This window comes from Acinetobacter sp. NEB149, from assembly GCF_012516415.1.
In the GTDB taxonomy this organism is placed as follows: domain Bacteria; phylum Pseudomonadota; class Gammaproteobacteria; order Pseudomonadales; family Moraxellaceae; genus Acinetobacter; species Acinetobacter lwoffii_V.
In genome coordinates this window covers 2,100,537-2,112,990 of the sequence record NZ_CP051208.1, presented here as the reverse complement: position 1 = coordinate 2,112,990, position 12,454 = coordinate 2,100,537, and the positions used below count along the sequence as shown (strand labels likewise).

At 44.2% G+C, this 12,454-nt stretch carries 11 protein-coding genes; 6 read left to right on the top strand and 5 right to left on the bottom strand.

All coding sequences use genetic code 11. The annotated features are described in order from the left end of the window. Nucleotides 1–1,335 carry a sensor histidine kinase gene (locus HGD77_RS10075; RefSeq protein ID WP_004278998.1) on the top strand — a complete coding sequence of 445 codons (1,335 nt, stop codon included), beginning with the start codon at nt 1–3 and terminating at the stop codon, nt 1,333–1,335. Between the two features lie 73 nt (nt 1,336–1,408). Here the strand turns inward: HGD77_RS10075 and hemP are convergent, their stop codons facing one another. Next, a complete protein-coding gene (hemP, locus tag HGD77_RS10070; RefSeq protein WP_004645578.1) occupies nt 1,409–1,579 on the bottom strand; it encodes a hemin uptake protein HemP in 171 nt (56 codons plus the stop codon). A gap of 138 nt (nt 1,580–1,717) precedes the next feature. Between hemP and HGD77_RS10065 the strand changes: the two genes are divergently transcribed. Further along, on the top strand, nt 1,718–2,617 hold the full coding sequence (locus tag HGD77_RS10065; RefSeq protein WP_005103610.1) for an NUDIX domain-containing protein: 900 nt from the start codon (nt 1,718–1,720) through the stop codon (nt 2,615–2,617). 58 nt (nt 2,618–2,675) lie between these two features. On the opposite strand, the gene HGD77_RS10060 is transcribed toward HGD77_RS10065, so the two are convergent. Together HGD77_RS10060 and mrcB are read right to left on the bottom strand one after the other, a co-directional pair. Then, nucleotides 2,676–3,221: a hypothetical protein gene (locus HGD77_RS10060; RefSeq protein ID WP_005103606.1), complete on the bottom strand. Its 546-nt coding sequence runs from the start codon at nt 3,219–3,221 to the stop codon at nt 2,676–2,678. A gap of 14 nt (nt 3,222–3,235) precedes the next feature. Then, nucleotides 3,236–5,626: a penicillin-binding protein 1B gene (gene mrcB, locus HGD77_RS10055; protein ID WP_005103605.1), complete on the bottom strand. Its 2,391-nt coding sequence runs from the start codon at nt 5,624–5,626 to the stop codon at nt 3,236–3,238. 191 nt (nt 5,627–5,817) lie between these two features. Here mrcB and HGD77_RS10050 point away from each other — a divergent pair, with 191 nt between their 5' ends. Continuing rightward, nucleotides 5,818–6,756, top strand: a complete 939-nt coding sequence (locus tag HGD77_RS10050) for an NAD(+) kinase (RefSeq protein WP_004645573.1) — start codon at nt 5,818–5,820, stop codon at nt 6,754–6,756. A gap of 3 nt (nt 6,757–6,759) precedes the next feature. After that, nucleotides 6,760–7,032, top strand: coding sequence for a YeaC family protein (locus HGD77_RS10045; protein WP_004278992.1), 273 nt, complete (start codon nt 6,760–6,762; stop codon nt 7,030–7,032). An 85-nt stretch (nt 7,033–7,117) separates the two neighbouring features. Here the strand turns inward: HGD77_RS10045 and HGD77_RS10040 are convergent, their stop codons facing one another. Next, nucleotides 7,118–8,119: a glycosyl transferase family protein gene (locus tag HGD77_RS10040; RefSeq protein ID WP_004278991.1), complete on the bottom strand. Its 1,002-nt coding sequence runs from the start codon at nt 8,117–8,119 to the stop codon at nt 7,118–7,120. Nucleotides 8,120–8,528: 409 nt separating this feature from the next. On the opposite strand from HGD77_RS10040, the gene HGD77_RS10035 reads away from it, so the two are divergent. Further along, nucleotides 8,529–9,872: a dicarboxylate/amino acid:cation symporter gene (locus HGD77_RS10035; RefSeq protein WP_004278990.1), complete on the top strand. Its 1,344-nt coding sequence runs from the start codon at nt 8,529–8,531 to the stop codon at nt 9,870–9,872. Nucleotides 9,873–10,031: 159 nt separating this feature from the next. Further along, nucleotides 10,032–11,174: an acyl-CoA dehydrogenase family protein gene (locus tag HGD77_RS10030; protein WP_004278989.1), complete on the top strand. Its 1,143-nt coding sequence runs from the start codon at nt 10,032–10,034 to the stop codon at nt 11,172–11,174. A gap of 51 nt (nt 11,175–11,225) precedes the next feature. Here HGD77_RS10030 and HGD77_RS10025 read toward each other — a convergent pair whose 3' ends face one another. Continuing rightward, nucleotides 11,226–12,377 carry an IS4-like element ISAbe18 family transposase gene (locus tag HGD77_RS10025; RefSeq protein WP_168730807.1) on the bottom strand — a complete coding sequence of 384 codons (1,152 nt, stop codon included), beginning with the start codon at nt 12,375–12,377 and terminating at the stop codon, nt 11,226–11,228. Between the last annotated feature and the right edge of the window lie 77 nt (nt 12,378–12,454).

Below are 12,454 nucleotides of genomic sequence, written 5' to 3'. Positions count from 1 at the left end.
ATGTCAGCTGCTATTTCCTTGCAAACTAAACTGATCAAACATGCGCTGTTCAGTTCGATATTGGCTGGAATATTGGCCTGGCTGCTGTTATTGGGAATTTCCAGTTATCAAGCCAGTCAGCTGCATGATGAATTAATGGAGCAGATTTCTGAGTTGCTGCTTGGCGATGTGACCCAGGCCAAAGACGCCCAGGTCGATGAACTCAGTGAACAGTTCGATATCCAGTATGCCTTGTTGCTGGATCAGCAGGTACTGACAACTTCGATTGATGATGAATTAATTAATCCCATTCCAAAAGCACAGAACAACGGCTTCCAGTTTGCTTATGAAAATGGCCATTTTATCCGTATTCTGACTGCGGAAGATGACGACCTTCAGGTCAAAATCGTACAGCCACTTTCAGTACGTTTCGATGAACTCTGGCAAACCACCTTGGGCTTTGCCGGGATCTTATTCATCTTATGGCTAGTGCAATGGCTGATTTTGCGTGTTGCGATCAGACGCCAGTTACGGCCATTAAACAAGATTTCCCGCGCGATTGGTTCCAAGACTGCTCAGGATCTGAGTCCTATTAAAACACCTGACCCTGAAATCACTGAACTGCAACCGATCATTCGTCAGCTGAATGCCATGCTCGGCCGGCTGGAGAAATCACTGGCTGCTGAACAGCGCTTTACTGCAGATGCTTCACATGAGCTGCGTTCGCCACTGTCTGCGATTCAAATGCGGCTACAGGTTTTAAAACGCAAATATCAAGATGATGCACAGCTCCCTCAGGCATTACAGTTGATCCAAAATGATGTCAACCGCGGTACGCAGGTGCTGGAAAATTTACTCTTGCTGGCACGACTCGATCCGGAGCGAACAGGGCAATTAGCAACGCAAACGATTAATCTTAAGAATCTGGTTCAGGAGGCTTTGCAGGCCTTGCAGCCTTTTGCAGAAGAAAAAGACATTCATTGGAATCTAAAACTTGAGGATGCTGTGATCGAAGCGAATCCAGAACTGATTTTTAGTTGTATTCGCAATCTGGTCGACAATGCGATCCGTTATACGCCGCAACAGGGACAGGTCGAGATCCGAACAGTTATTGAGCAGCATCAGATACAGTTACTGATTGAAAACTCAGGAGAGGGGATTGCTGATGAGGTACTGGAACGTTTAGGTGAACGTTTTTATCGGGCTTTGGGTACGCGAACTCAGGGTTCGGGTTTAGGCCTGTCCATTTGCCAGAAAATTATGGCACTGCATGCAGCTAAAATTGACTATGCGCCGTCGGACTTGGGTGGACTTAAAGTGTCATTGAGTTTTGAGCCTGATGGCAAAATCTCATGATTAGAAGATTAAAAAGCAGTATGCGCTGATTCATACTGCTGCTTCCCACGTTTGTTATTTTAGATTGTTTTAATTATTTGGTCAGAATAAGACGGTTGTTGCGGGTCAGGCGCAAGCGGTATTCTTCGCCGGCATGCATGATCCGGATTTCACGACCCAGTGCAAACAGATTGTTGGAGTGCAGCATTGGCAAGGCATGGTGAGTATCATTGTTACGGGTGAATAGGCTAAATGGGGCGTTCATTCCGTCGACTCCGTGGTGTGTTTTGGATTGATTTAAATGATAATCATTATCGAATAGATCTGTCAACGAAATATTGAGCAATTTATAAAAAACTCTAATTTGCTTACAATCTGTAAAACTTTACCGGTTCTGTACATCATGACTAAAGCTACAATTCATGTCGCAATTGCGCTTTTATTTTATCAAAATCAGGTTCTAGTCGGCTGGCGTGAGGCCAAGCAGCATCAGGGCAATAAATATGAATTTCCAGGCGGAAAAGTTGAACAGGGCGAATTACCAGTCGAAGCCTGCCGCCGCGAAGTGATTGAAGAGGTCGGGGTTGATATCGAACGCTGGCATGCTTCTGATTTTATTTCTCATGAATATGAAGATCTCATCGTCAATTTGCATATTTTTCATGCTTCAGTACAGCCTACTCAACTGGCTGAAATCAAACAGCCTTGGCGTTGGTATAGCCGGGAAGAACCTGGTCAGCTGAATTTCCCGAAAGCCAATCAGTCCATGATTCAAAAGCTGCAATGGCCGCAGCGCATCAAGATTGCTGAGGATCTGGATATCTTATCAAGTCTGGATACAGATCAAATGTTGTATTGGCGCGTGGAAGCAACGCCTGAACGGATCATGCAATTACAGCAATATCCGGTAGATCAACTCTCCAAGTTAATCATTAATCAGCAGCTTTGGTCACAACTGAATGAATTGCAGCAGCAGACGATTCGTACGATTCATCTAAAACAGATTCAATTGATGGACTTGAAACAAGGTGAATTGAAATCTGGTTATCGTTATCTGGCAGCCTGTCATGACCTGAGTGCTTTAATGCATGCAGAACAGATCGGTTGTGAAGCAGCCTTGCTGAGTCCGGTACTGGCGACCGCAACGCATCCGGACACGCCTGCGCTAGGCTGGGAGCAATTCAAGCAAATGGCAGAGCAGGTACAGATTCCGGTTTTTGCTTTGGGTGGAATGAAGGCTGATGAGCTTGAGTATGCAAAAAGCCAGCACGCTTATGGCATTGCCGGCATTCGCTATATTTAAACACTTTATTTATAAAATAAATTTTCTATTGGTAAGTCAGTTTCTATGGAAAATTATCTTAAAGCTTTTTCAATGCCTGTTGAGCTTGCTGAATCGCTTTGGCATTTTTCCGCAACTGAGCAGATTTAAGGCGCACTTGCCAAAGCTGCTTTTTCATGGCACTAGATTGTGCATAACTCAGGCCACGTAAGGCAAAAGCATCGGCGCTTGCTGGCTGATTTTTACGGTTAGCAATCATACCCAAGTATAAATAGGTTTCCGGTGCCTGAGGGGCCAGTCGCTGTGCCTGAGTTGCAGACGCTTCAGCTTGAGCGAACTGCTGCTTGGTATAGGCCTGCTGGGTTTGCTGCATCAGACTCTTGAAAGCCGGCAGATTACGGCCATCATCAAACTTTTGGCTTTTCGGCTTCTGTTCAGGAATGACAATTTTCTGACGTTTGATGTCAGGACGGTCATAAGGCGTAATCACTACGCTGTCTGGCGTTTTTGCCTTAGGTTTTTCCGTCGCAGGCTTGACTGGGGTAACTGGCTTTTCTGGCTCAGAGATACTTTGGCAGCCCACCAGACTGAGGATGAGCAAACCAGGGAGGATTTTTCTTAACATAAACATAGACTCAATTAATGGCTATAACTTCCACTGGCGATAATACGGGTTTCGCTCTCAAGATCGCGTTCTATTTCTGTTTCACTTTCTTGTATGTAGCGACTCATATCATCCTGTTCAGCATCAGATGGCGCAGGTTCTGAATCAATATCATAAGGTTCCGTCGCATAGTGCGAGATGCCGCAGGCAGTCGCCTGATTTGGCAGGGCATGACGCGAAATCGGGATATACATGGCGCCTTCACAGCCTTGTGCAGACAACAAACCCGTATGACGATCTAGCCAATGCCATTCGATTTCATTCGGCTGTGGCAGATTCACCGGTTTCTGGCGCAACTGTTTCATGACATTGGTCCAAACGGGCAGGGCACCCGATGAACCGGTCAAGCCAGTGACTTTATTGTCATCCAGACCGAGCCAGACCACGGTCATATAATTACCTGAATATCCGGCAAACCATGAGTCACGGCTGTCATTCGTGGTACCGGACTTACCGGCAAGATTCAGACTGCGTGGCAAGCTGTTATAGGCTGCACGGCCTGTACCATTCGACATGACCTGTTGTAAGCCATAATTCAGGGCATAAGCGGAAGCAGGATCAATAGTCGGTTGTACACTCAGGCTATAACGATCCAGAGAGCGGCCGTTGGCATCCACCACAGAGCGGATGGCTTTAGTTGGATATTTAAAGCCGCCTGTAGCAAAGTTGCCGTAAATGTTCATCACTTCCATCGGGGACATATCTACCGCACCCAAGTAAATCGACGGATAAGATGGAATATCTGAAGTTACACCAAATTTTTTCAGATGATTAATAAAGGTAGACAGGCCAAATTCTTGTGCTAAACGCACAGTAGACAGGTTATAGGATTGCGATAGTGCTTGTGACATTGGAATGACACCATGTCCGCGACCACTATAGTTTTTCGGCGTCCAGGTTTTGCCATCACTCTTAATGCTGATTTCACTGTCTTCAATCGGGCTCGCCCAGTGATAACGGTTCGATTCTAGTGCGCTCAGGTAAATCACAGGCTTTAATAGGGAACCGACTTGACGCTTGGCATCGACTGCACGGTTAAAGCCGGTAAAATCTTGAGTAGAACCTAGTGCGGCCACCAGCTCACCATTTTCCGGATGCGATACCAATACCGCACCCTGTAAATCTTTCAGGCGACCCGGATTGGATTTGCTTAAACGCGCCACCGTCTCTTTAAAGCTGTCCTGAATTCTGGTTTGGGCCAAAGGATCTAAAGTAGTGAAAATTCGCAGACCCTGATTGGTCAGATCGGTTTCCTGATAATCTGTGCGTAATTGACGACGTACAATATCCAGAAAATCCGGGAAGCGGGCAGGGCCTAAAGTCGGTTTTGAAATGACATTTAACGGACGTGCGGTTTCTTTTTCATATTGTTCCTGAGTCAGATAGCCCATCACCAGCATATTATTCAGGACGATATCACGGCGTTTTTTCGCACTTTCAGGATTGCGCCATGGATTGTATAGACTCGGGCCTTGGACTAAACCCACCAAAAATGCTTGCTGGGAAATATTCAGTTCACGCAGTGGCAGGCCAAAATAAAACTGCGATGCCAGACCATAACCATTAATGGAGTAGTTACCATTCTGGCCGAGATTTACCTCATTCAGATAAGCTTCTAGAATTTCATTCTTGTCATAATGCAATTCAATCAGCATCGCCATAAAGGCTTCATTCACTTTACGTTTTAAGGTGCGCTCAGGGGTTAAATAGAAATTTTTGACCAGCTGCTGGGTCAAGGTTGAGCCACCCTGACGTTTACCACCGGTAATATTGCTGACTACGGCACGTGCAATACCACGCGGTGAAACCCCATGATGCTCATAGAACTTACGGTCTTCGGTCGCGATCAGCGCTTCGATCAAGGGCTTAGGCACTTTATTTAGCTTGATCAGCACACGGTCTTCGTTATGCTGCGGATAAATCCCACCAATTAATAAAGGTTCTAAACGCGCAATCCCGCTTGAAGACGGTTTGGTTGCGCTGACTTCTGCAATCTGTTCACCGCTGAAACTGACTTTCAATATTTGTTCCGGTTCAACCCGGTCACCAAAATCAAAGCCGCGTGTATGCACATACAGGGTATTACCCGTGGTGACAAAGTTGCCTGATTTAGTATAACTATCCGAATTTTTATAACCGAGTAATTTTAATTCTTGTTGGAAATCCTGCAGGCTGACTGGGGCATTCACGTACACTTCCATCGGACGTGCGAAGACCTTGGCCGGAATATCCCAGCGCTGACCTTCAAACTTGTCGCGTACAATATTGTCTAATCTAATCAAATAGATACTAAATGCTACAAAGATAGAAATGACAATAATAGAAAAAATTAAGGCAAGAAACCCCATGCCACGTTCAGATTTCATAAATACTTATAAGATCCTGTGAAATTGTGCTAATCATGCGAAGCTTTTCATTATTTTGCAATATTTAATCAAGAAATGCGCTTAAAATTAAAATGAAACCCCACAATTTCTCCTTAATTCGAATATATTTCAAATAATTTCCTACCTATGAAGCACTGTTATAAATTGTCATCCAGGTATAGCTTAATGTTATGATAAGCAGGATTCGTAGCGGAGCGACGACACTGGTGCAAATTTCCCATAAGACCTTTCGAAATATCGGGTTAATAGGACGTCCTGATAAATCGTCGGTGGTTGAAACCTTATGCCTTATTCACGATCATCTTCTCAATTTAGGCCTACACCCAGTTTTTGATGCAGCGACAGCTGAACTTGTTCCCTATCAAAATACCCAAACCGTCAGTCGTGCCTTATTGGGTGAGGTGGTGGATCTGGTGATTGTCGTGGGCGGTGACGGCTCGCTATTACATGCAGCACGCGCCTTGGTCAAGTACAATACCCCGGTGATCGGGGTTAACCGTGGTCGTCTGGGGTTTTTAACGGATATCAAGCCGACTGAAGTGATATTCAAGCTGGATCAGGTATTAAAGGGTGACTTTCAGACTGAGCGACGCTTTTTACTCGAAGTCGAAATTCGCTCCAAAGGTGAAGTGATTTACGATGCCATTGCTCTAAATGATGTGGTGCTACATTCAGGGAAATCGGTACATATGATCGATTTTGAACTGAATATTGATGGACAATATGTCTATCGTCAGCACAGCGATGGCCTGATAGTCTCTACGCCGACTGGTTCTACGGCTTATGCGCTTTCTGGTGGTGGCCCGATTGTACATCCAAGTATGGATGCGATTGCCTTGGTACCGATGCATCCGCATACCTTGTCTTCACGCCCGATTGTGGTCGGTGGACATAGTGAAATTAAATTACTGATTCGTGAAAATCGCGTACTGCCGATGGTTAGTGCGGATGGACAACACAGTGTGTCTTTGAATGTGGGCGATAGCGTCCATATTCGCAAGCATCCCTTTAAACTGAATCTTCTGCATCCACCGGGTTATGACTTTTATAATGCCTGTCGAACCAAACTGGGGTGGAATCAGGACTTTGATTATTTTAAGCAGGATTAAATCATGAATATTGAACAAATGCTTGCCGTACTCAATCCTGAGATTGTTGAACGTCTAAGAACAGCAGTCGAAATTGGAAAGTGGCCAAACGGTGTAGCCTTGACACCAGAACAGCGTCAGACCTGTATGCAGGCAGTGTATGCCTGGGAAATGAAAAACCTGCCTGAAAATGAGCGCAGCGGTTATATCGATCGCGGTACTAAAGAAGAGGGTGAGGAATGTGATGATGATCATCACAAAAATGAACCAGAATTCAAGCCGATTCGTTTTGTTTAAGGCTTAATTCCCAGCCAATAGCAATACAATTAAAAAAAGCATTGTTAAGTGATTAACAATGCTTTTTTTCTTTATACTATAAAGATTAAACCGTGTGGCGATTCACCCATAAGGTTTTGGCTTTTTGCATCGCAGCTTCAAAGCTGTCACACACGCCCATGGTATATAGCGCAATGCCCATAGTTTCTATCACTGCAATCTCGCCATAATCATGGCTTTGCTGACCGTCCCAGACAGCTTTAAATAGCGCCAGATCCAGTTCTTCTTCAATCGGACTGCGGTAGTCAGTTAGTTTCGGCAGTTCATGCTCATATAGTTCACCATCTTTAATGCCACAGATAAGCGTTTTGGCATCCGGATTACGCTCGAATTCGCCGCCTTCACCTTTAATCACTGCGCTGTTTTTATAGCCTAAGCGGAAAGCCGCTTGCTGATGCGAACCACGATAAGCCGGATGGAAAATTGCTTGCAGGGTCGCTTTGGCATTAAACGGATTGATCAGACGCGCCAAGGTATGAATTGGGGAGCGTAGCCCCATGACATTACGCAGCGTAATCAAGTCCGCCAGAATTGGAGAAATCACTTCTAGCGGGATATAAGCAAAATGCTGTTGTTGTAGCTGCTGTTCAACCTCGGCATCATTTTGACAGATTGGATAGCCTAAGTAAGTCAGCACCTGTTCGGTGTAAACGCGGTTCATGGTATGGCCCGAGGCACCATGCATCACAATATTATAACCATGCTTGGCCAGTGTCAGGGCTGCCAGAATAAACCATGGATAATGTTTGCGTTTGCCTGCATATGAAGACCAGTCCAGATCGACATCCAGTTTTTTGAAATTCAGCTGATCCCGTGTCGCCTGTACAAAACCGGCCAACTCATCTACAGATTCTTCCTTGACCCGCAATAACATCAAGAATGCACCTAACTGCACATCCAGCACTTCATTTTTTAAAATCATGCTAAAGGCTTGATAGGCTTCATCATAGCTGAGAGAGCGGGCGCCATTTTTCCCTTTACCCACAATGCGTACATATTGGGCAAAGGGATGTTCGAAATCTTTATAAATATTTCTTTTGGTATTCATAACTTTTTACAGCTTGCAGAAAATATTAATGTCAAGGGAGAGGGTGAAAATCCATAAACATTTCAGTATACGTAAAACAATCAGTTAAATCTGATTATCGACTAATGTCTAATCTATTCTGGTTAAAACATAAACAAGCGCATAATAAGTTATGCACATTTAGTCTGAATATTCGGTAAAATTTAGGCAATTTTTAGAGTCTGTTTAATTTTTCTTAATCTCTTTCTCCCATTTAATACTTTGGTCTGATACTTGAGTGTCAGATTCAATGCATGGCTGATTATCATTTTTGAACATTCTCTTGAGCCTTTTGAGACTTGATCCGGTTCATCCTGAGAAGGGATGAAGAGGTCAGTATATTTCTCAAAATGGTCTTTCTTATTTTTGATATCGTTCAAGTAGATTTATTATGGCGAAACAACCAATTTATAAGTCACTGTATTTTCAAGTGATTGTGGCCATTATCGCAGGTATTCTGGTCGGGCATTTTTCGCCTAGTGGTACGCAAATTATCAATGGCGTAGAACAGCATGTCCCTGGCTTGGGCGAACAGCTTAAACCGCTTGGTGATGCATTTATCCGTCTGATTAAAATGATTATCGCACCTGTGATTTTCTGTACCGTGGTCAGCGGTATTGCAGGTATGGAAAGCATGAAATCAGTCGGTAAAACTGGTGGTGTGGCTTTACTTTACTTCGAGATCGTATCCACGATTGCTTTGGTCATCGGTCTGGTCGTGATTAACATCGTCAAGCCTGGTGTGGGCATGAACGTTGATCCTGCTTCACTGGATACCACTGGCATCAGTAAATATGTCGCTTCAGGTGAGTCACAATCGACTATCGACTTCCTGATGAACATCATTCCAAATACGGTTGTGGGCGCATTTGCGGAAGGCGAAATTCTGCAAGTTCTATTGTTCGCGATCATTTTTGGTTTCGCACTGCATAAGCTGGGTGATCAAGGCAAGCCAGTCCTGAAACTCATTGACCAGATTTCACATGTATTCTTCAACATCGTGAACATGGTGATGAAACTTGCTCCAATCGGTGCATTTGGTGCGATGGCATTTACAATTGGTAAATATGGTATTGGTTCTCTTGCTCAGCTGGCACAGTTGATCATTTGTTTCTATATCACCTGTGTACTATTTATTTTCATCGTATTGGGCTCAATTGCGCGTTTTGCTGGTTTCAGCATCATGAAGATGATCCGCCTGATTCGCGAAGAACTTCTGATTGTACTGGGGACGTCATCTTCAGAGTCAGTATTACCACGTATGTTGAAGAAACTGGAACTTGCCGGTGCCGAGAAGTCGGTAGTAGGTCTGGTGATTCCAACTGGTTACTCATTTAACCTGGATGGTACGTCGATTTACTTGACGATGGCTGCGATCTTCATTGCACAAGCGACCAATACGCAACTTGATTTGTCTCATCAAATTACCCTGCTTCTGGTACTTCTGATCTCATCTAAGGGTGCGGCAGGTGTGACTGGTTCAGGCTTTATTGTGATGGCGGCAACCTTGGCTGCCGTAGGTAATATTCCTGTTGCAGGTCTGGCCTTGATTCTCGGTATTGACCGTTTCATGTCTGAAGCTCGTGCCTTGACCAATCTGGTTGGTAACTCTTTGGCGACTTTAGTGGTTGCGAAATGGGTTGGCCAGTTAGATATGGACAAGCTGAACTATGCTTTAGCAAATCCTGCAGAAATTGATGAAAAAATGGCGCAAGAAGGAAATAACGCTCACTAAGTTTGAGTCTGTCTTTCGTGTCTAAAAGGGAAGCTTCGGCTTCCCTTTTTTATTGACTGTGAAGTTAGTAAAAAGATGAATGCCGGCACATGACAGGGAGCATGAAAGTCGATAGTCTGTGAAAAGGAAACTCAAATGATAAACAACAAGGACAATAGAATGCTTGCCTACGATGCCGATCTAGAATTATTCCGCGATAATTTTAAACGCTTTATGAACGAACATGTCGCACCATACTATGACCAGTGGGAACGTGAAGGTCTGATGCCGCGTTCAGTCTGGAATGCACTCGGTGAAAATGGCTTCTTGTGTGTCGATGTTCCGGAAGAATATGGTGGCTATGGGGTGCCGACCGATTATTCATTGATGTTGATCGAAGAATCTGCACGTGCCGGATACAGTGCCATTGCCACAGGTCTGTCTTGTCATTCCGATATTGCAGCACCGTATATCCTGCATATCGGTACCGAAGAACAGAAAAAATACTGGTTACCAAAAATGGTGACCGGTGAAGTGGTCGGTGCGATCGGTATGACCGAGCCAGGCGCAGGTTCAGATTTACAAGCCATGCGCACCAGCGCTATCTTGCAGGATGAATATTATCTGTTAAATGGCTCAAAAACCTTTATTTCCAATGGTCAGCATGCTGACTTGGTGGTGCTTGCCGTCAAAACTGATCCGCAAGCCCGCGCCAAAGGCGTTTCATTGCTGCTGGTTGATACTCATCTGGAAGGCTTTAAAAAAGGCACCAATCTGGACAAAATTGGCCTGCATGCTCAGGATACGTCTGAGCTGTTCTTCGACAATGTTAAAGTGCCAAAGGAGCAATTACTGGGTCAGCCGGGACAGGGATTTGCTTACCTGATGCAGGAATTGCCGCGTGAGCGTACCGCCATTGCTGCCACCGCTTTAGGCGCTATTCGTGGCTCTATTGATGTGACTACACAATATGTGAAAGAGCGTCAGGCTTTTGGTCAGGCCATCGGCCAATTCCAGAATACCCGTTTTGTGCTTGCGCAAGCGAAAATTGATGAATTGGCGACCGCAGCTTTTTATAACCAGAATCTTGAGCTTTATATGCAAGGGAAGCTGGATGTAGAAACTGCAGCAGCATTGAAAAGCTTTTCTACCGATATGCAGATGAAAATCGCGGACAATCTCCTGCAATTATTTGGGGGTTATGGCTATATGACTGAATATCCAATTTCACGTTTCTTCGTTGATGCGCGGATCCAGCGGATTTATGGGGGTACCAATGAAATCATGAAAGAGATCGTGGCACGCGGTCTGTTAGGACGTTAATAGCTCAACCATAAAAAAAGAGTCCCGAAGGCATTGCTGTCCCACAATTTTTCACAAGAGGAAGCTCATTTGAGCTTCCTCTTGTTTTATGGGTATTTTATCGGGTGAAAATAAAGCTTTTAAAGTTCTTCTTTCAAACAAATTCACTTGAATTATTCTGAGTAAACGTTGAACTGTCCAACCTGTTTTTCCTAAATGTTGAGCGAAACTCACCAATAAATAGGCGATCATCGCAATCCAGATTTGTGTCTGAATTGCGTTCCTGCTGCAGCCTAGAAACGCTTTTAATTTGAGATTCTGCTTAATCGCCTTAAAGAACAGCTCAACTTTCCAACGATCTTTATAAATCGCCGCAATGGTGGAGGCGGCTAAATGAAAGTTATTGCTGAGAAAGCTAAAGTGCTTGCCACTTTGCTGATCTCTATATTCAATTCTTCTTAACACTGGGGCTTTTCTTTTTAGGGCATGTGCGCTATTCAGCTGAATGGTTTCATCTTTTAGAATACCTTTGGATTCAAGCACTGGATGTTGCTGGATCACCTGATACACAGATTTAGGCCTAAAACGTGTGACAAATCCAATGTTTTGAGCAGTCAGATTTGCATACCATTGGTAATCGACATAGCCTTTATCAAAAACTACAATGCTGCCAGCAGGAAACTGGAATTTGCGGCCTTGTACCATGTCATTTTCTTTGCCATTTTCAACTGCAACAAACTCAGGAATATCATTGCTGTGATTCAATCCTATGCTGAGTTTCATGCTGGCTTTTGAGTCATGAACTTTGGCCCATTCACATAAGGAAAGCGATAGGTCAATATGACTGGCATCCAAGGAATACAAGGGATTCTTAAAGCGAAATTTATGAGCTACTTTCGAGTGTTCATAGTATTTAAGCAACTTGTAAAATAGCTGTTGATACAAGGCAGCAGGCTGCTGCTCATTGATTCGTGCCAGCGTGCTTCGGGGAGTAGACTTTGCTCCGAGATGACTTAGCTTTTCCTGTTGGCACTCCAAATTGGATTGAATATCTCTCAGACTTTGCCTACAAGAGAATTGAGACATCAATATGGCAATAAACTGATCCCACCGGGAAGCCGCTCTAAATTTCTGTCCAACATGGTGTACTTTAGCAAGTTGTTCAAAATCCTGTCGCACAACAGGTTTAATTAGCTCATGAAATACGGTATTCTGATGTGACAAAACCTGAATCCTAGTCGTTAAAGTGTTTGTTTGCACTCATATTTTAACTGTTAGGACTCAGGTTTTTTTATTTAAAG

Excerpts from the sequence above, each read along its gene's own strand:
- HGD77_RS10030 (WP_004278989.1), top strand. The coding sequence starts at position 10,032 with ATGCTTGCCTACGATGCCGATCTAGAATTATTCCGCGATAATTTTAAA.
- HGD77_RS10040 (WP_004278991.1), bottom strand. The coding sequence starts at position 8,119 with ATGAATACCAAAAGAAATATTTATAAAGATTTCGAACATCCCTTTGCC.
- HGD77_RS10035 (WP_004278990.1), top strand. The coding sequence starts at position 8,529 with ATGGCGAAACAACCAATTTATAAGTCACTGTATTTTCAAGTGATTGTG.
- HGD77_RS10045 (WP_004278992.1), top strand. The coding sequence starts at position 6,760 with ATGAATATTGAACAAATGCTTGCCGTACTCAATCCTGAGATTGTTGAA.
- hemP (WP_004645578.1), bottom strand. The coding sequence starts at position 1,579 with ATGAACGCCCCATTTAGCCTATTCACCCGTAACAATGATACTCACCAT.
- HGD77_RS10075 (WP_004278998.1), top strand. The coding sequence starts at position 1 with ATGTCAGCTGCTATTTCCTTGCAAACTAAACTGATCAAACATGCGCTG.
- HGD77_RS10060 (WP_005103606.1), bottom strand. The coding sequence starts at position 3,221 with ATGTTAAGAAAAATCCTCCCTGGTTTGCTCATCCTCAGTCTGGTGGGC.
- HGD77_RS10050 (WP_004645573.1), top strand. The coding sequence starts at position 5,818 with ATGATAAGCAGGATTCGTAGCGGAGCGACGACACTGGTGCAAATTTCC.
- HGD77_RS10065 (WP_005103610.1), top strand. The coding sequence starts at position 1,718 with ATGACTAAAGCTACAATTCATGTCGCAATTGCGCTTTTATTTTATCAA.
- mrcB (WP_005103605.1), bottom strand. The coding sequence starts at position 5,626 with ATGAAATCTGAACGTGGCATGGGGTTTCTTGCCTTAATTTTTTCTATT.